The sequence below is a fragment of the Vreelandella arctica genome, from assembly GCF_037070215.1.
Taxonomy (GTDB): domain Bacteria; phylum Pseudomonadota; class Gammaproteobacteria; order Pseudomonadales; family Halomonadaceae; genus Vreelandella; species Vreelandella arctica.
The window spans coordinates 63,771-81,178 of record NZ_JBANSN010000011.1 but is presented as its reverse complement, the minus strand read 5'-3'; the positions used below and the strand labels follow the sequence as shown (position 1 = coordinate 81,178).

Below are 17,408 nucleotides of genomic sequence, written 5' to 3'. Positions count from 1 at the left end.
TGATACTCAACAACATCAATAAAAGAGTACTGCTCATGAGTGTACTGCTATTGCTGGTTCCAGTGCTGATGGTGGCGTTGTCGGTTGGTCTTGCCGCTCAAGGCGGCGTTTGGATTTATGTTGCTCTGTTATGTGCCGCATTGGGGGGCGGCGCGATGTTGCTAACGACTTTTGAGCGTGTATATCGCGCCGATCAACGGCACCTTGAGCAGCACCAGCGTGGCTTTAAATCTCTTCGTGATTACCGTTCGCTGCGCGCCATGGCCTACCGGTTGATGAATCGCGCCAGCAGTACCGCAATTGCTTCGGCAGAAGTCTCCCACTATGCCGACCTGATGGACCAGCGCCTGACCCAACAAGAGACCATGGCCCGAGAGGCTTCTACCAGCATGACAGCCATTAATGCGGCTATTATGCAGGTCAGTGCAAGCGCCAGCCAAGTGGCGGCACTGGCAGAGAGCGCCCGTGAAGCCAGCCACCATAACCATGCGGAGCTGGACGATATCATCCAGGATATGAGTGATGTCGCCGAGCGCTCTAATCAGGCACTGGACATGCTGACCGCTCTGAACGAAAAAATTGAACGTGTGCGTAACGTCACCTCAATGATCGAGGATATCGCCGAGCAAACCCACCTTCTTTCGCTTAATGCATCCATCGAAGCGGCACGGGCGGGGGAGCATGGGCGCGGCTTTGCAGTAGTCGCTGGAGAAGTGCGCAACTTGGCGTTAAAAACCTCCACCGCGACGCAAAGTGTCGACGAGCTGGTGAAAGACATGCACGAGAGCGGCCAATCGGTGGTCACCACCATGGGCCATTTAATGACCCGTATCAGCGAACGTTCGAAAGGATTACAAGTAGTTGGCAATAGTCTGGGGACGATTACGCAGGAATTTGACCAGGTACAGAGTGAAATTACCCGCGTCGCCGATGCCATGGAAAATACTCGTCAACACAGCCAAACCGTGGCGGACAGCCTGAGCCAACTGGAAGATGACGTGGATGAAGGCAACCGCAATATGCACGATTTGGCTGAGCAGGCCCGGGCGTTGATGGAAGCCGCTGAAGGGGTTGATGGGGAACTGGCTCAACAGCATCTAGAAGGGCGACACCAGCAGGTGTTTCATGCCGCGCGATCAACTGCCGATAAGTTGGGCAAGATGCTCGAAAAAGCGATTGCCAGTGGTGAACTGTCAGAAACTAAACTGTTCCAGCCCCATTACGAGCAAATCCCCGGTACCCAGCCGCCACTTTATAAAACCGGTTTCGATACCTTTACCGATAAGCACCTACCCACTTTGCAAGAACCAATGCTGAAACAGCTGGGTCTGAGTTACGCCATTGCCTGCGACCGTAAAGGCTATGTGCCGACCCATAATCAGGCAGTCAGCCGTGAGCCAACCGGTGACTACGCTCACGATCTCAAATATTGCCGTAGTAAGCGGATATTCGATGACCCGACTGGTAGCCGCTGTGGCGCCCATGAAAAGCCGCTGTTGCTGCAGACCTACAAGCGGGATACCGGAGAAATCATGCACGACCTTTCAGTGCCAGTGTATGTGCAGGGCAAGCATTGGGGTGGCTTCCGGGTGGGTTATCAGCCGGAACGGGTCACGGCATCGGCGTCTATGCTGAAAGGCGCCGCAGACGCCAACTCACCACCACTTACTCTAACTAGCCGCCGCGTAGCGCGGGCGTGACTGCCACGCTGACCAGGAGTAGAGCGCAAGCCCGATCCAGATAAGCACAAAGGTCGCCAACTGGATAAGCCCAAGGGGCTCACCGAAAACGGTTAACGCGATCAGGAATTGAATACTCGGGTTGATGTACATCAAAAAGCCCAGGGTCGCCAAACGCAACCGGCGGGCCGCGCCAGCAAAGGCCATTAGCGGCAGCGCGGTTAAAGCCCCACTGGCGACCAGTAAACTGGTCGTTGAAGTGTTCTGTAAAAAATGTGAGGTGTCGTTCCAGCTTAACCAGGTCAAGGCGATCAGGGCGAGGGGGAATAGCAAAAGGGTTTCCACAAACAGCCCTGATAGGCCGTCTAGCGGCACCTGCTTACGAAACAGGCCGTAACTACCGAAGCTCAACGCCAGCAGCAAACTGATCCAGGGCAGTTCACCAAGCATTACAAACTGGGTGGCAATCGCAATGCTTGCTAGCCCCAGCGCCACCAGTTGCAGCTTTGCCATCACTTCTCGCAACACCAGCATGCCGAGCGCGACGTTCACCAACGGCGTCAGGAAATAGCCTAAACTCGCCTGCAAGACCTGCTTGGATTCCACCGCATAGATATAGATACCCCAGTTGAACGCGATCAATAGCGCACAGGCCAGTACACGTCCAAGCTTTTTTGGTTCGCCCAAAGCAGCAACAACGGGAGGCCAGCGGCGTAACAGGGTAATCAGACCCACCAAAAACAGGCAGGCCCAGATAATGCGGTGAATCAATATTTCAAAGGCGGGAACGCCGTCAAATAAGGCAAAAAAGAGCGGAAAACAGCCCCACATCGTATAGGCCGTTAGCCCAAACATAACGCCTTTGACTGCGTCGGGATCGCGTGTTGGAGTAGGAAGCATAGCAGCCTCATTATTTAAAGATGCTAATCTAGCATAAACATTGCAATAACACTGGCGGAACGGAGGTGTTTAATGACTAAACTTAGATCCAGCTTGGTGCAGTGCGATCTGCGCTGGGAAGACCCACAAGCCAACCACGCTCATCTTGAGGAGTTACTCGGTGAGCTGGATAGCCGTGATACCGACCTTATTGTTTTGCCTGAAATGTTTGCCACCGGCTTTACCATGAATTCCCGTGAAATGGCTCAGCCGATGGCCGAAAGCCAAAGTGTGACTTGGCTGCAGACTCAGGCGCAGGCCCGTAACTGCGTGATGACCGGCAGCGTGGCGATCGAAGAGAATGGCGAATTTTATAATCGCTTGATATGGGCAACGCCGGAGGGCGACTTAACCTACTACGATAAGCGCCACTTATTCCGTATGGCTGGCGAGCATGAGCGCTACGGCATGGGTAGTGAACGCAAAGTGGTGGAACTCAATGGCTTTAAGCTGCTGTTGAGCGTTTGCTATGACCTGCGTTTTCCAGTGTGGATGCGCCAGCAGCCAGCAGAAGGTGAGCATTTCGAGTATGATGCGCTGCTGTGTATCGCCAATTGGCCAGCACCGCGTCGTCACCCCTGGCGTACGCTGCTACAGGCCCGTGCGGTAGAGAACCTAAGCTATGTGATTGGCGTTAATCGCGTTGGAGAGGATGCCAAAGGGCTTGCCTATAGCGGCGACTCCTTACTGGTCGACTTCAAAGGCGAACCGTTAATTGATAAACCTGCCCATACCCCGTTTATAGAGACGGGCACGCTGGATAAAACTACCCTTGATGCTTTTCGTGAAAAATTTCCTGCCTGGCAAGATGCCGACCATTTTAAGCTGCTGCCAGGAGTGGGTTAATGATGCGCCTTGATCGCTTTTTAAGTGAAACCTCACCGTTAACCCGTAGCCTCGCCAAGCGAGCACTTAAGAACGGCGAAGTCACCCTCAATGGTGAGCCGATCAAACAGTCGGCTACTCAAATCGATACCGATAACGATGTGGTTGTCCTTAATGGCGAGCGGCTGGCGCTGGTAGGGGTGCGCTACATTATGCTGCACAAACCCGTTGACGTTGAGTGTAATGCCCGCCGTGGCCTTTACCAGCGCGCAATCGACCTGATTGATCTGCCCAAAGCCGAACGCTTACAGCCGGTGGGGCGCTTGGATGTGGATACCACAGGACTGCTGTTGTTAACCGATGACGGCCAGTGGTCGCACCGTGTGACCTCGCCGCGCCACCGCTGCGCCAAGGTCTATATCGCAGAGCTTGCTGAGCCCATGGAGGGTGCAGCGGCTGAGTGGGCGATTGGCCAGGTGGCGGATGGCCTGATGCTGGATGGCGAAGAAACCCCGACCCAGCCCGCCACGCTAAGGCTGCTATCGCCCACCCAGGCGGAGCTGACGATTACCGAAGGGCGCTACCACCAGGTAAAGCGTATGTTTGCCGCCTTAGGGAATCATGTGAACTCTCTCCACCGCAGCTCCATCGGTGATTTAGCCTTGGATGCCAACCTTGCGCCCGGCGAGTGGCGTGAGTTGACTGACGACGAAATTGCGCTGTTCTGAATACTTCGTAAGTATTCTTTAGCCGCCGCCTGAAAGGGTGGGCGGCTTTATTTTAATTGAATATTTATACCGTTATCTTGTAAGTTCGACTCCAGTAATTCCCAGGTTTTCGTGCCAATCAGAAAGAGAGGTCGCAAGTTAGAACGACCTCCTGCCAATAGCGGTTAGCCGTTGCTAACTACTAAGGTGATAAGTACTAAGAAGCTGAATTTTAAGGGGCTTAACTTTAAGGGGCTAGGTGAGCAGCGGCAATCAGCGCTTGGGTATAGGCGTGTTTGGGCGCAGAAAGCACGTCCAGGCAGGGGCCTTGTTCGACCACTTCGCCATCTTTGAGCACTATAATGCGATGGGCCATGGCGCGAATAACAGCAAGATCGTGACTAATGAACAGATAACATAACTGCCTGCGGGCCTGAAGGTCGCGCAGCAGAGTAACAAGTTGCTTCTGTACCGTGCGGTCTAATGCAGAAGTGGGTTCATCAAGCACCAGCAGTTCTGGCTCCAGAATGATCGCTCGGGCCACGGCAATGCGCTGGCGTTGACCACCGGAAAACTCATGGGGGTAGCGCGCAGCACAGCTCTCGGGCAAACCCACTTCTTGAAGGGTTTGGTTAACCCGCTGGGTGACTTCTTTGTCAGTCAGGTGTGGGTAATGAAAGCGTAGCCCCTCACTGACAATATCGAAGACCGGCATGCGCGGCGAAAGGGCGCCATAGGGGTCCTGAAACACCATCTGAAAACGGTGGCGCTGGCGTCGCAAATCATCACCGGACAGGGAGCTTAGTTTGTCGTTGCCAAGGGTAACATCGCCTTGGCTAGTGACCAGCCGCATGACTGCCGACGCCAGCGTGGTTTTGCCCGACCCTGACTCCCCTACAACGCCCAGGGTCTCGCCCGGCGTGATCTGAAAATCGGTGGGCTGAACTGCCACAAACGCAGGCGGCTGGCGCTTGAACAAGCCGGTCTTGGGGCGCTTGAAGCTTACGCTCAACTGACGAGCCGTTAACAGCGGTGGCGCTTGCTTAATGGCCTGGGGTCTGCCTTCCGGCTCGGCGGCGAGCAGCGCTTTGGTGTAATCACTTTGCGGGTGTTGAAAGACCTGCTCAACCGGCCCGATTTCCTGTATCCGCCCCTGATGCATGACGCAGATGCGATCCGCGTGACGGCGTACCAGGTTCAAGTCATGACTGATAAACAGCATGCCCATGGCGTGGTGGTCGCGCAGTTCACGCAGCAGGGCAAGTATCTCCTGCTGCACCGTCACGTCCAGGGCGGTGGTGGGCTCATCGGCAATCAGCAGAGAGGGATTGTTGGCAATCGCCATAGCAATCATCACCCGCTGGCGCTGTCCGCCCGAAAGCTGATGAGGCCAAGCATCCAGCAGTTCTTCCGGGCGCGGCAGTTTCACTTGTTGGAGTAGCGCTTTGCAGCGTTGGCGGGCCGTCTGGCCACGCAAGCCCTGATGCAGCCGCAATGCTTCGCCAATCTGCTTGCCAACCCGATGGAGCGGATTAAGTGACGTCATCGGCTCCTGAAAAATGAAACCGACACGATTACCGCGCACGTCGTTCCACTGGTCCTGGGTCAATGTCGACAGATCGGTATCACCCAGCCAACGCTCGCCCTTGACGGTGGCATTGCTGGGCAAGAGGTTGATCATCCCGAGCGCAGAGACTGATTTTCCCGACCCGGACTCCCCGACAATCGCCAGGGTTTCACCCGCATTGAGGGTGAGCGATAGCGCATGCACCAAGGGCGTATTATCGAAGGCAATGTTGAGATTTTCGATGCGCAGGAGCGGGTTAGGCATTCTGTGTCTCCTGGGTAGGGCCAGCCTGGCGCTGTTGTACGTGACGTGGGTCGAAGGCGTCGCGCAAGCCTTCGCCAATGAACACCAGTAGCGAAAGCATGATTGCCAGGGTCATGAACGCCGTGATGCCCAGCCAAGGGGCATGTAAGTTGTTCTTGCCCTGCGCTGCCAGCTCGCCCAGCGAGGGCGCGCCGGGGGGCAGGCCGAAACCGAGGAAATCCAGCGCGGTCAAGGTGCCGATAGCACCGGTAAACAGAAACGGAATAAAGGTCAGGGTCGCGACCATGGCATTGGGCAGCACGTGGCGCCACATGATCAGGCGCGAGGGCAATCCAATCGCCTTGGCGGCACGCACGTACTCCAGGTTACGCGCACGCAGAAACTCGGCGCGCACGATATCGACCAGGCCAAGCCATGAGAAGAGCAGCATGATCCCCAGCAACCACCAGAACCCCGGCTGAACAAAGCTGGCTAAAATGATGAGCAGGAACAGCACCGGAAGGCCCGACCATATTTCAGTCACCCGCTGGCCGATCAAATCAATCTTGCCGCCAAAGTAGCCCTGCACCCCACCAACCACAACGCCGATTACCAGCGAGCCCGCAGTGAGCACCAGTGCAAAAGCAACCGAGAGGCGAAAGCCATAAATGACACGCGCTAATACATCGCGGCCTTGATCATCGGTGCCCAGCCAGTGGCGGCTATCCGGCGGTGCCGGGGAAGGGCGGGTCATGTTCATGTCCAGGGTTTGGTAGGAATACGGGATGGCTGGCCACAGCGCCCAGCCGTGCTCTTTAATCTGTTGCTGAATAAACGGATCCAGATAATCGGTACGCGTGGGAAGAAACCCGTCGAACTCGGTTTCGGGGTAATCCACCAGCAGCGGCACGTACCACTGGCCGTCGTATTGCATGACGATGGGCTTGTCGTTGGCGATCAGCTCGGCAAACAGACTAAACACAAACAGTGCCGTAAACAGCCAAAGCGATACGCGGGCACGGCGGTTAGCTTTAAAGGCCGCCAGCCGTCGGCGGGTAATGGGCGAAAAATAAGAAGAAAGAGAGGCCATGATCATGACTCCCGGGTCGAAAAGTCGATACGCGGGTCTACCCACACGTAGGTCAAATCGGAAATCAGCTTAAGGATCAGACCGATCACGGTATATAAAAACAGCGTGCCGAAAATAACCGGGTAATCCCGCTGCATCACCGCCTCAAAGCCGAGCAGGCCGAGCCCATCCAGGGAGAAGATCACTTCTATCAATAGTGCACCGGTAAAGAAAATCCCGATCATGGCAGCGGGCAGGCCAGCAATGATAATCAGCATGGCATTACGGAAAACATGGCCATAAAGCACCCGCCGCTCATCGGCGCCCTTGGCGCGAGCGGTAATGACATACTGCTTGTGAATTTCATCTAGAAAGCTGTTTTTGGTCAGCATGGTCAGGGTAGCAAAGCTGCCAATCGAAGCTGCAATTACCGGCAGCGTGATATGCCAGAAATAGTCCTTGACTTTGCCCCAGGCCGAAAGCTGGTCGAAGTTGGGCGAGGTTAGACCACGCAGGGGAAACAGGTCCCAGTAGGTGCCGCCAGCAAAGAGCACGATCAGCAGTATCGCAAACAAAAAGCCCGGAATGGCGTAGCCGACAATCACTAACCCCGACGACCAGACATCGAAACGGGAACCGTGGCGAAGCGCTTTTTTGATACCTAAAGGGATCGAGATCAGATAGACCAGCAGCGTGGTCCATAGCCCTAGCGAAATGGACACCGGCAACCGCTCAATCATCAGCTCTGTTACCGGGCGGTCGCGGAAAAAACTGGTGCCGAAATCGAGCGTGAGGTAATCCGCCATCATGCCAATAAAGCGCTCGTGGGCGGGTTTATCAAAACCAAACTGCTGTTCTAGCTGTTCGATAAAGCGTGGGTCGATACCCCGGGCGCCACGAGAATCGTCACTTACCTGCACATCGGCACCGCCCATATCCAAGCGGGTGCTGGCCATGGCGTCTGCACCCTCAAAACGTGCCAGCATCTGATCAATCGGCCCGCCCGGCGCCGCCTGAACAATAATAAAATTGAGTAGCATGATCCCAAAAAGGGTCGGAATCATTAGCAGCAGTCGGCGTAGGGTGTAGCGGGCCACAGAGCACTCCGAGGTTTATAACGATGAAACCGTTGAGGATAAGCCGTTGCGAATAAGTCGCTGTAATAAAGCCAGTCTCAGCGGCGCTGGCGCTGCAGTTCTGCTTCACGCTCGGTATCTACCCACCATGCATCCAGATCCATCGCATACTTCGGAAAGGGCTCGGGATAGCCGAACTTGTCCCAGATCGCAATGCGGGTTTCGCCTGAGTGGTAGTGAGGAATGACATAAAATCCCCAGCGCAGTACCCGATCCAACGCCCGTGTGGCGGTGTCCAGTTCCTTACGACCATCGGCGCTAATGATCGCTTCCACCAGGGCATCGACCGCTGGGTGGGCGAGCGCCATCCGATTGCGGCTTTGCGGCGCCTCGGCGGCGGCGCTGGTCCAGAAGTCGCGCTGCTCATTACCTGGGTTGTTCGACTGGGGGAAATGGCTAATCACTATGTCATAGTCGTAACTGCGCTGCCGGTTTAAATATTGATTGATATCAACGATGCGCAGCGAGGTCTGCACCCCTAGGCGGGCCATGTTACGCAGCATGGGTTGAACCACACGCTCAAGACCCGAATCGTAGAGCAGCACTTCAAGGCTGAGTGGCTGGCCGGTGGCTTGGTTGACCAGCACTCCCTCTTCAACGCGATAGCCCGCGTCGCGCAAAAGCGCCAGTGCCTTGCGTAGACGCTCGCGCAGATTGAGGGGTTGGTCAATGGGCAGCGGTTCGGTGAACAGGCGGTCAGACCCATGGGAAGCAATTAACTCTTCCCTAAACGGTTCAAGCAGTGCCAGCTCTTCTTCCGAAGGTAGTCCGATGGCCTCCATCTCCGAGTTCTGGAAAAAGCTTTCGGTACGCCGGTAGGTATCGTAGAAAATATTGGTGTTGAGCCAAGGAAAATCGAAGGTAAGGCTTAACGCTTCGCGTACCCGTGGGTCTTGAAACTTCTCTTTGCGCAGGTTGAACACAAAGGCCTGCATCATGGATGGGTTGACGTCAGGTACCGTCAGCCGCTTCACCAAGCCCTCTTCATAGGCAGGAAAGTCGTAGCCAATCGCCCAGGTGGCCGCGCGGGCATCCGTACGAAAATCTGTCAGGCCCGCTTTGAAGGCTTCCCAGGCGATATCGCGGTCGCGATAGTAGTCGTAAACGATGCGGTCAATGTTGTAGCGGCCAATGTTAACCGGCAAGTTTTTACCCCAGTAATCCTCATCGCGCTGATAAACAATTCGCCTGCCTGGGTCAACTTCACTGATGAGGTAGGGGCCAGAGCCAGGGTGAGCCGCCAGGGTAGGCGATGTGAACTCGCGGGGCTCCCAGTAGTGGCGGGGGAGGATCGGCAGTTGAGCAATGATTAGCGGCAGTTCTCGGGAATCGGTGTCGCTGAAGGTAAAGCGCACCTGATGTTCGTTGAGGGCGATTGCCTCGTTCACGCCCGCGTAATAGCTGGCATAAAACGGATTGCCTTCTTCCCGGAGCAGGTTAAGTGAAAACACCACATCGTAGGCGGTGACGGGTTCGCCGTCCTGAAAGCGTGCTTCAGGGCGAAGGTCAAACTCAATCCATTCCCGGTCAGGGTCCAGGCGCACGCCTTCAGCCAATAAACCATAAAGGCTAAAGGGCTCATTGGGGTTGCTGGCCATCAAGGTGTCATAAATTTGCGAAACGCCAGTGGCCGGTGTGCCGCGAATAATAAACGGATTCGTTGAATCGAAGCTGCCCCCCACGGCGGTATGGGTAATGGTGCCGCCTTTGGGGGCTTGTGGGTTCACATGGGGGAAGTAGGGGAAGTCTGCCGGTAGCTCGGGGCTATCGTAAAGTGATAACCCGTGAACTGTTTCAACCGGCACCACGTTGTTGGCATCCGTATTTAAATCGCCCACCACGTTGTTACCGGCAGGGCGTTGGGAAGAGTCGATAGTGGTCGTTGCTTCTGACGCCAGTACCGATACATTTATTAGCAAGCCACTGATAAGTAGAAACGCTTTCGCAAAAAACAGACCACGCGGCATTGGTAACATCCCATGTGAACAAAGCCAACTAGTAAACCCGGATTCAACGCCCTGAAAGTGTCAGTAACTGCCCCGGTTGTAAAGTGCTGGGGCGGTCAATCGAATTCCAGCGTATCAGGTCTTGTTGATCAATATTATAGCGGGCCGCTATCGCTGAGAGGCTATCGCCCCTTTCAACGCGATGCGTATCTGCGCTGTTATTTTGCGCAAGCGCTTGGCTATTGCCCCGTGTCTGACTATTGCCCTGTGACAGTTGAGCCAGCACTTGTTTATCCACTTCTTCGGGTACAAGCAACGTCTGTGCGCTGCGTGGATCGATGCTGCCATTCAGTAAACCCGGATTCAGCTCAGCCAGTGCCATTTTGCTGACATCCAGCATTTGCGAGGCTTCAGACAGACTCACTGCGTGGGCCAACTGAACTTTTGCGAAGGCGGGGTCGATGTGAATCTCAGGTAAGCTCACACCGTATTTTTCAGGATTGTTAATGATCGTAGCGATCGCCTTCAACTTGGGAACGTACTGCATGGTTTCGTAGGGCAGGGATAGATCCCAATAGTCGCCACTTAGCCCTTGGCCCTGTACCTGACGCTGCGCGCGGTTGACGGTGCCAGCGCCTGCGTTATAAGCGGCCAGAGAAAGCATGAGGTCACCCTCGTACCACTGGTCGGCCTGCATTTCCAGGTAGTCCAGCGCGGCCTCGGTAGAGGTCAGAACATCCAGACGGCCATCGTAATTACCATTACGTACTAACCCCAATGCGTCGCCGGTGCGGGGCATAAATTGCCAAAGACCTGCCGCCCCGCGGTGGCTTCGTGCACCTGGGTCGAAAGAGCTTTCGACAAACGGAATTAACGCGATTTCACCAGGTAGGCCGCGCTCACTGACTTGCTGAGTAATCCAGGCAAGCCAGGGGGTGGCGCGTTCGGTGATCGTGACAATGTTTTCAGGGCTTGAACGGTAGTGCTCAATCCATTCATCCACCCGAGCTTGAGCTTCTACTGGCAATGTTTTCTCTTGCCACTGGAAGCTTTTACGCAGGGTCGTCCAGGCATTCTGGGGTTCAAGCTCTAATGCCTCCCAAAAATGGGTTTGGAAAGGCGTAGGATAGGGCTTTGTATCGGTTGGCGACGTGGTGGTAACACCGTTAGGTAAGGCTGTCGTCGCATTTTCAGTGGTTTCATAGGCTGGGGCAGAGGCTTGTGAGCTTGCCGCAGCGGCTAACATTAGGCCCATAATTACGGTACTGCCAGCGCTCAGCATCAAGCGCTGGCGAATCGTTCGATAGGTCATAGTTGCATTCGTTTGGTTTCGATAGCGTTCTTAAAAACGGTTCTTCCACTCGCGCAGAGTGGTAAACGTAGCGAGATCAGTATCATTAACACCCTGGGTGCCTGCTGCTTGGCGCACGCTATCTGTGCCCACGCGCAGGTAGGGATTAATTTTCAGCTCGCGTCCTATCGTGCTGGGTAAGGTGGGGCGATCCAATGCCCGCGCCTTTTCACACTCCTGCAAGGCGTGTTTAACGTCTTCGTTTTCAGGGTCCGCAGCACGAGCAAACGTAAGGTTCGCTTGTGTATACTCATGGGCTGCAAAGACCAGTGTATCTTCAGGTAGTTCCGCAAATTTGTTCAACGCGGCAAACATTTGCTCTGGGGTGCCTTCAAATAAACGGCCACAACCGGCGCAAAAAAGAGTGTCGCCGCAAAAAAGAAGGGCAGGGATGCCCGCTGTGAAGTAGCTGATATGGTCCAGCGTATGGCCCGGTGTCGCTATTACGTCGAATAAACGGCCCATAATGCGGACTTCATCGCCGTCGCCAACGGTCTCGTCAATCCCTTCAATGTTGGGGTTGGCCGGGCCGATAACGTGAGGGGAGTAGCGTTTAATTAATTCCGCTAAACCACCGGTATGATCATGGTGGTGATGCGTAATAAGGATGGATTTTAAGGTTAACGACTCACGCTCAAGAAACTCGATCACAGGGGCCGCTTCACCTGGATCCACCACGCAAACGCTTTGGCTGGTATCTTGTCTTAATAGCCAAATATAGTTGTCGCTTAGAGCTGGGATCGGTGTCACGCTCATCATCGGCGAGATCCTTTAAATTGCGAAAATACAGAATTCAGTGACCAACATGCGTAAACACGCAAAACATCGCGCTTCTTAAATAGTAGCGCTAAATCGGTGTAACCAAGGCGTTGAAAAGCCGTTACTGTGGAGGGAAGCGCTGTTCATGTCAAATTCGACCACGGCCACGACACTCGCCAAGCGCTTAATAAGTTGCCAACCGTATTGGCAGTCTGAGGCCGGGCGCTCGCTATGGGAAACACAGCGTGCCTGCTTAGGGCCCGTGGTGGAATCGCGCGTGGGCGGCCACAGTTTGGAATTGAGCATGGGGCCAGCTTTAATGACCATGTCGGCGATTCCTCATTCCATTCGATGGTCACCCACAAGACCAATGGCCGAGAATGAGAGCACCTTGATATGCCCGCCGGATCAGTTAGCGCTGCCAGATCGCTGCTTAGATGTAATGGTTATTCATCACTGGCTGGAGTATTTAACCGACGCCCATTTCACCCTTCAGGAAGCCGCGCGGGTCACCGCTGACAATGGGATATTGGTATTGTTTGGCTTTAATCCGATCGGTGTGGGTGGGCTTGCCCGCCAATGGCGAAAACGCCAGCAGCAGTTTCCCTGGGATGGCACTTGGCGTTCTGTTAGTCGCCTGCGCGACTGGTTGGCGTTTGTCGACTTCGAGGTGGAACGCGTAGACTATTGCTGTTTTCGTGGGCGGATGAGTGCTAAATGCGGTGAATATTGGGAGTCGCTGGGGCGTAGGCATAACCTACCGCTAGGCGAGAGCTATATGATTCAAGCCCGCAGGCGTCAACGCCAAGCGCCAGTGCAACGCCTGAAGTTTGGTTTAAAAGCGCCTACGTCTCCCGCTTCATTAGGCGTTACCCGCTCAGGTTCATCGGCTCACTATCAATCCTATCAAGAGCTCCCAATACAAGCTCAGACGCATCAATCAAAGGATCAAGAAATTGACTAAAGAGGCTGCCGGGCAACTGCCTCGGGTAACGGTGTATACCGATGGGGCTTGTCGGGGCAACCCAGGCCCCGGCGGATGGGGTGTGGTGCTGGCGAGCGGCCAGCATGAGAAAACCTTGAAAGGCTATGAATCAGATACCACTAATAACCGTATGGAGTTGATGGCTGCGATCATGGCCCTGCGAACGCTAAACACGCCCTGTGAAGTCGCGCTATGGACCGATTCACAATATGTGCGTCAGGGCATAACCCAGTGGATTCATAACTGGTTAAAGCGCGGCTGGAAAACCGCCGCCAAGCAACCCGTCAAAAATGCTGAGTTGTGGAAAACCCTGCACGAAGAGACCCAGCGACACACCATAGAATGGCACTGGGTGAAAGGGCACAGCGGCCATCCCGGCAATGAGCGCGCTGACGCGTTAGCCAATGAAGCCATTGATGAGCATCACAAGAGGAGAGCATGATGCGCCAGGTCATCCTAGATACTGAAACCACCGGTATCGACCCTAAAGATGGTCATCGCTTAGTAGAAATTGGCGCGATTGAAATGGTCAATCGCCGTTTTACGGGCCGCACCTACCATCAATACATCAACCCTGAACGCCACATCGACGCAGAAGTCGTTGCCGTTCACGGCATTGATGACGCTAGAGTCGCCAATGAGCCGGTGTTCGCGAAAATAGCCGACGAATTTTGGGCCTTTATTGAAGGCGCCGAGCTGGTGATTCATAACGCCCCCTTCGATGTGGGCTTTATCGACCACGAACTGGGTATGCTTAATCAGCAGCGTAAAGCTCCTGCATTGGGGCCGGTGCGCGATCACTGCGCGGTATTAGATACCCTAACGATGGCTCGGGCCATGCACCCCGGCCAGCGCAATAGCCTGGATGCATTGTGCAAACGTTATGATATTGATAACGGTCACCGCGTACTGCACGGCGCGCTACTAGACTCTGAAATTCTTGCTGAAGTTTATTTGGCGATGACCGGCGGGCAAACCGCACTGACGTTAGACGCAGCCTCTGTAGCAGAGCAGGAGCAGGCGGATACCTCCAGTGAAGGTCTGTCGATTCAACGTATGACGCTTACTCCAGGTCAGTTGCGCGTCGTGCGCCCAACCGACGAGGAGCAGGTGGCCCATAAAGCCAAGTGTGAAGCGCATCAGTTGAATTGGTTTGAAGGTATGGCAAGCGATGCTTAGGCGAGAAATTCCCCATCATGAACAGGCCGGGCGGGTTATTCGTTTGTCGCGCAGTATGCTGGCGCCTGCACCGCTAAGTGGTAGCGAGGAGCTGACTCCGCTACAACCCTTTCAGCCCTGGACAGAACAGATGCAGCCGCTGTGTTATTGGGATGATGAGCCGGTCGCACTGTTGGTTGAGTCCCGGGCGGAAAGTGGCTGGATCGATGGTCGGCAGTGGATGAGCGAGCTTTCTACCGCCTGGTTCAGCCTGCTTTCAACGGCGTTGCAGGTGGGTGCCTGGTTGGAAAATCACCGTTTCTGTGGCCGCTGTGGCGCGCCCGCTACCAAGCTTACCGCGGAATTTGCAATGCATTGCGATGCCTGCGGGCACCGCAATTATCCACGTATTTCGCCCTGCATTATTACGCTGGTGACTAGCGGCGAGGCGATGCTGCTAGCGCGTAGCCCGCGTTTTCCGCCAGGCCGTTATTCAACCTTGGCCGGCTTTATTGAGCCGGGCGAGTCCGCCGAAGAGGCCGTTCACCGGGAGGTGTTTGAGGAAGTGGGCGTGCATATTGACCAACTGCGTTACCACCAGAGCCAGGCTTGGCCGTTTCCCCACTCGCTGATGTTTGGCTACTTCGCCGAAGCGACAACCCGGCGTATTCGCATTGACGGCGTAGAGATCAGCGATGCTGCATGGTTTTCACCTCGCCAGCTGCCATCACTACCGCCACCTTACTCAATTTCACGCGAACTAATCGAAACTCATTTGGCACGCTGGCGCTAAACGGCGCCGCGTGCCGATATGTCATTACTCGCTAGGGAATAGGCTGGTCAGCTTGGTGGCCAGCATGACATTGCCGGTTGCTTTTAGCTTGCCGGTCATAAATGCCGTCATGCCATTGATATCGCCACTCATGATGCCTTTTAGCGTGTCAGTCGTTAGGCTTAAGCTAACGGAAGGATCATCGTGTTCGCCCTCTTGCACATCCAGCGTGCCATCTTGGATATTTAAGTAGTAGCTACCCGCGTCTGAGAAGTGGAACTGGAACACTTCGTTCATGCCCTTTGCCGCTTCAGGATTAAAGCGCGCTTTCAACTTCTCAAGGGTGTTGTTAGACATAACATTTCTCTCAATTAGGTAAATCAGACTCAGGCTAGCGATAATAGCCCAAAGAAACAATCGTGATGGCGAGCGAGATTATTTCATACACGCGTTTCAATCAAGCGTCGTGGACAAACCCCGCAACATCTTATCGGGGCAGAGCGCCCACCCTAAAAGACTCAAGCTTACCAATGGAGAACGTCGATGAATGAATGGATAACGGAAATAGGTACGTTTGTCGTGCAAACCACCATCGTTATGTTGCTGATAGGCATTGGTTTGCTTTTGATGGCGCGAACGAAACAAGACAAAGAGAGCGACTTAAAACTTCACATTGAGCCACTGAATGAGCAACGCCGCCGGCGCGGTCGTCGTCTACGGTTGACGGCCACGTTACCAGGTGCCCGCAAAAAGCTGCTAAAGGCGTTTCGCAACGAAGATAAAAAACGCCATAAAGCGCAAAAAGCTAACCAAGATTCTACCCATGAGCCACGGGTTTGGGTGCTCGATTTCCACGGTGACCTGAAGGCATCGCAAACCGAGCGCTTTGGTCAGGAAGTATCCGCTATTATTGATGTCGCCGTCGAAAATGACGAGGTGGTGATTCGCCTCGAATCCGCCGGTGGCCTGGTACACGCTTATGGGTTGGCAGCCGCACAGTTAGACCGCTTGCGTACGGCAGGGCTCACTACAACCGTATGTATTGATAAGGTGGCAGCGAGCGGTGGCTACCTGATGGCCTGTACCGCCCAGCATATTAAGGCAGCCCCCTTCGCTGTGATCGGCTCTATTGGCGTGGTGGCGCAAGTGCCTAATATTCATCGCTTGCTAAAACGCCACGAAATTGACGTGGAGCTCCTGACCGCCGGTAAATACAAACGTACCTTGACTGTGTTGGGTGAAAATACCGAAGAGGGAAAAGCAAAGTTCCTCGAAGATTTAGAGAATACTCACCACTTATTCAAAAGCTATGTGGCTGAGCGGCGTCCCGCCATGGACATTGAAACGATTGCGACAGGTGAGATTTGGTACGGCAGCGAGGCCTTGACCCAGCTGCTTGTTGACAGTGTGGGTACCAGCGAAGCTTATCTGGTCGAGCGTATGGCCGAGGCGCGTGTCTTTGCGGTCAAGCTTGAGCCCCCTAAAACAGTGACTCGTAAACTTGGTTTGGCAGTGTCGGAAGGCGTTGAAAAAGCAGTCCTCAAAGCGCTTGGCTTGATCGACGCCGCTGGTTGGCAGCGGCGCTGAGCATCGTTCTGGGCGATGGTTAATAACTAGGGTTAACAGCTATGGTTGTTGTATGACTATTAGCGATGTTGAAAACTATAAAGAGCTTTATGCAGCATAGTGGTGTGCCAGGGTAGCAATCACTGCCTTGGCGCTCTCACTGCTCAGCGAGTAATAGATCGTTTGTGACTCCCGCCGGGTATCGACGAGTTCATCACGTCTCAAAATGGCTAAGTGTTGTGAAAGTGCCGACTGGCTTAATGCAAGTTGTTGATTAATCTGCGTCACTGACAGTTCTTTTTCGGCAAGTAGGCAGAGTATTTGCAGGCGTTTTTCGTTGGCCAGCGCTTTTAGCAGGTTAGTCCCTGCCTCAATAGCGCGACAGTTATGTTCAAGCAGTCGTGTAGCGGCGCTTGTAGAAGCAGACATAATGATCTCCTTGCCTACACTGTTACTTCAGCGTTTTTATGAGCATTGTTATACGTTGTAGTGGCATCGTCGCGTCGCGAGGATCAAGTTGTTCAATGATCATTAATTTAGCGAGTTTTGTCCAAGTCGCTGTTTAACGATTAATCAATGGTAGGCAGATAGCCACTTTCTTGTCGACAATGCTATTGGCCAGGCTGCTACTTTAGTCGCTTTTTAGCCCATAGTATGAGGGTGAGGCGTAGATTTACTTTATACAGTGTCAACAATTATCTCGTAT

17 protein-coding genes are annotated in these 17,408 nt (G+C 54.3%); 8 read left to right on the top strand and 9 right to left on the bottom strand.

Annotation, left to right across the window (positions count from 1 at the left end):
• Positions 1-35 precede the first annotated feature (35 nt).
• A complete protein-coding gene (locus V8L70_RS12070; protein WP_101146994.1) occupies positions 36-1,700 on the top strand; it encodes a methyl-accepting chemotaxis protein in 1,665 nt (554 codons plus the stop codon).
• On the opposite strand, the gene rarD is transcribed toward V8L70_RS12070, so the two are convergent.
• Complete coding sequence (gene rarD / locus V8L70_RS12065) at positions 1,671-2,579, bottom strand: EamA family transporter RarD (protein WP_008956909.1); 909 nt, start codon at positions 2,577-2,579, stop codon at positions 1,671-1,673. The genes V8L70_RS12070 and rarD overlap by 30 nt on opposite strands.
• A gap of 72 nt (positions 2,580-2,651) precedes the next feature.
• Between rarD and V8L70_RS12060 the strand changes: the two genes are divergently transcribed.
• Both V8L70_RS12060 and V8L70_RS12055 read left to right on the top strand, forming a co-directional pair.
• Positions 2,652-3,464 carry an amidohydrolase gene (locus V8L70_RS12060; protein ID WP_101146993.1) on the top strand — a complete coding sequence of 271 codons (813 nt, stop codon included), beginning with the start codon at positions 2,652-2,654 and terminating at the stop codon, positions 3,462-3,464.
• A gap of 2 nt (positions 3,465-3,466) precedes the next feature.
• Positions 3,467-4,171, top strand: a complete 705-nt coding sequence (locus tag V8L70_RS12055; protein ID WP_101147051.1) for a pseudouridine synthase — start codon at positions 3,467-3,469, stop codon at positions 4,169-4,171.
• 226 nt (positions 4,172-4,397) lie between these two features.
• Here V8L70_RS12055 and V8L70_RS12050 read toward each other — a convergent pair whose 3' ends face one another.
• The 6 genes from V8L70_RS12050 to gloB all read right to left on the bottom strand — a co-directional run bounded on the left by V8L70_RS12050 (position 4,398) and on the right by gloB (position 12,221).
• Positions 4,398-5,981, bottom strand: a complete 1,584-nt coding sequence (locus tag V8L70_RS12050; RefSeq protein WP_101146992.1) for an ABC transporter ATP-binding protein — start codon at positions 5,979-5,981, stop codon at positions 4,398-4,400.
• On the bottom strand, positions 5,974-7,050 hold the full coding sequence (locus V8L70_RS12045; protein WP_101146991.1) for an ABC transporter permease: 1,077 nt from the start codon (positions 7,048-7,050) through the stop codon (positions 5,974-5,976). Before V8L70_RS12045 ends, V8L70_RS12050 begins: the two co-directional genes overlap by 8 nt.
• A 2-nt stretch (positions 7,051-7,052) precedes the next feature.
• The gene (locus tag V8L70_RS12040; RefSeq protein ID WP_101146990.1) at positions 7,053-8,126 is read right to left on the bottom strand and encodes a microcin C ABC transporter permease YejB; all 1,074 of its coding nucleotides are present in this window, start codon (positions 8,124-8,126) and stop codon (positions 7,053-7,055) included.
• A gap of 77 nt (positions 8,127-8,203) precedes the next feature.
• Positions 8,204-10,132: an extracellular solute-binding protein gene (locus tag V8L70_RS12035; protein WP_101146989.1), complete on the bottom strand. Its 1,929-nt coding sequence runs from the start codon at positions 10,130-10,132 to the stop codon at positions 8,204-8,206.
• Between the two features lie 43 nt (positions 10,133-10,175).
• A complete protein-coding gene (locus tag V8L70_RS12030) occupies positions 10,176-11,423 on the bottom strand; it encodes a transglycosylase SLT domain-containing protein (protein ID WP_101146988.1) in 1,248 nt (415 codons plus the stop codon).
• Between the two features lie 30 nt (positions 11,424-11,453).
• Positions 11,454-12,221 carry a hydroxyacylglutathione hydrolase gene (gene gloB, locus V8L70_RS12025; protein WP_008956917.1) on the bottom strand — a complete coding sequence of 256 codons (768 nt, stop codon included), beginning with the start codon at positions 12,219-12,221 and terminating at the stop codon, positions 11,454-11,456.
• Between the two features lie 145 nt (positions 12,222-12,366).
• Here gloB and V8L70_RS12020 point away from each other — a divergent pair, with 145 nt between their 5' ends.
• The 4 genes from V8L70_RS12020 to nudC are packed head-to-tail and all read left to right on the top strand — an operon-like array spanning position 12,367 to position 15,157.
• On the top strand, positions 12,367-13,185 hold the full coding sequence (locus V8L70_RS12020) for a class I SAM-dependent methyltransferase (protein ID WP_101146987.1): 819 nt from the start codon (positions 12,367-12,369) through the stop codon (positions 13,183-13,185).
• On the top strand, positions 13,178-13,648 hold the full coding sequence (rnhA, locus tag V8L70_RS12015) for a ribonuclease HI (protein ID WP_008956920.1): 471 nt from the start codon (positions 13,178-13,180) through the stop codon (positions 13,646-13,648). Before V8L70_RS12020 ends, rnhA begins: the two co-directional genes overlap by 8 nt.
• Positions 13,648-14,385: a DNA polymerase III subunit epsilon gene (gene dnaQ, locus V8L70_RS12010; protein ID WP_101146986.1), complete on the top strand. Its 738-nt coding sequence runs from the start codon at positions 13,648-13,650 to the stop codon at positions 14,383-14,385. The genes rnhA and dnaQ overlap by 1 nt, the downstream gene beginning before the upstream one ends.
• Complete coding sequence (gene nudC / locus V8L70_RS12005; protein ID WP_008956922.1) at positions 14,378-15,157, top strand: NAD(+) diphosphatase; 780 nt, start codon at positions 14,378-14,380, stop codon at positions 15,155-15,157. The genes dnaQ and nudC overlap by 8 nt, the downstream gene beginning before the upstream one ends.
• 24 nt (positions 15,158-15,181) lie before the next feature.
• On the opposite strand, the gene V8L70_RS12000 is transcribed toward nudC, so the two are convergent.
• Complete coding sequence (locus tag V8L70_RS12000) at positions 15,182-15,493, bottom strand: SCP2 sterol-binding domain-containing protein (protein WP_035555706.1); 312 nt, start codon at positions 15,491-15,493, stop codon at positions 15,182-15,184.
• A 186-nt stretch (positions 15,494-15,679) separates the two neighbouring features.
• Here V8L70_RS12000 and sohB point away from each other — a divergent pair, with 186 nt between their 5' ends.
• A complete protein-coding gene (gene sohB / locus V8L70_RS11995; RefSeq protein WP_101146985.1) occupies positions 15,680-16,723 on the top strand; it encodes a protease SohB in 1,044 nt (347 codons plus the stop codon).
• 87 nt (positions 16,724-16,810) lie between these two features.
• Here the strand turns inward: sohB and V8L70_RS11990 are convergent, their stop codons facing one another.
• Positions 16,811-17,131 carry an ArsR/SmtB family transcription factor gene (locus tag V8L70_RS11990; RefSeq protein ID WP_008956925.1) on the bottom strand — a complete coding sequence of 107 codons (321 nt, stop codon included), beginning with the start codon at positions 17,129-17,131 and terminating at the stop codon, positions 16,811-16,813.
• Between the last annotated feature and the right edge of the window lie 277 nt (positions 17,132-17,408).

Excerpts from the sequence above, each read along its gene's own strand:
- V8L70_RS12070 (WP_101146994.1), top strand. The coding sequence starts at position 36 with ATGAGTGTACTGCTATTGCTGGTTCCAGTGCTGATGGTGGCGTTGTCG.
- rarD (WP_008956909.1), bottom strand. The coding sequence starts at position 2,579 with ATGCTTCCTACTCCAACACGCGATCCCGACGCAGTCAAAGGCGTTATG.
- V8L70_RS12060 (WP_101146993.1), top strand. The coding sequence starts at position 2,652 with ATGACTAAACTTAGATCCAGCTTGGTGCAGTGCGATCTGCGCTGGGAA.
- V8L70_RS12055 (WP_101147051.1), top strand. The coding sequence starts at position 3,467 with ATGCGCCTTGATCGCTTTTTAAGTGAAACCTCACCGTTAACCCGTAGC.
- V8L70_RS12050 (WP_101146992.1), bottom strand. The coding sequence starts at position 5,981 with ATGCCTAACCCGCTCCTGCGCATCGAAAATCTCAACATTGCCTTCGAT.
- V8L70_RS12045 (WP_101146991.1), bottom strand. The coding sequence starts at position 7,050 with ATGGCCTCTCTTTCTTCTTATTTTTCGCCCATTACCCGCCGACGGCTG.
- V8L70_RS12035 (WP_101146989.1), bottom strand. The coding sequence starts at position 10,132 with ATGCCGCGTGGTCTGTTTTTTGCGAAAGCGTTTCTACTTATCAGTGGC.
- V8L70_RS12030 (WP_101146988.1), bottom strand. The coding sequence starts at position 11,423 with ATGACCTATCGAACGATTCGCCAGCGCTTGATGCTGAGCGCTGGCAGT.
- gloB (WP_008956917.1), bottom strand. The coding sequence starts at position 12,221 with ATGATGAGCGTGACACCGATCCCAGCTCTAAGCGACAACTATATTTGG.
- V8L70_RS12020 (WP_101146987.1), top strand. The coding sequence starts at position 12,367 with ATGTCAAATTCGACCACGGCCACGACACTCGCCAAGCGCTTAATAAGT.
- dnaQ (WP_101146986.1), top strand. The coding sequence starts at position 13,648 with ATGCGCCAGGTCATCCTAGATACTGAAACCACCGGTATCGACCCTAAA.
- nudC (WP_008956922.1), top strand. The coding sequence starts at position 14,378 with ATGCTTAGGCGAGAAATTCCCCATCATGAACAGGCCGGGCGGGTTATT.
- V8L70_RS12000 (WP_035555706.1), bottom strand. The coding sequence starts at position 15,493 with ATGTCTAACAACACCCTTGAGAAGTTGAAAGCGCGCTTTAATCCTGAA.
- sohB (WP_101146985.1), top strand. The coding sequence starts at position 15,680 with ATGAATGAATGGATAACGGAAATAGGTACGTTTGTCGTGCAAACCACC.
- V8L70_RS11990 (WP_008956925.1), bottom strand. The coding sequence starts at position 17,131 with ATGTCTGCTTCTACAAGCGCCGCTACACGACTGCTTGAACATAACTGT.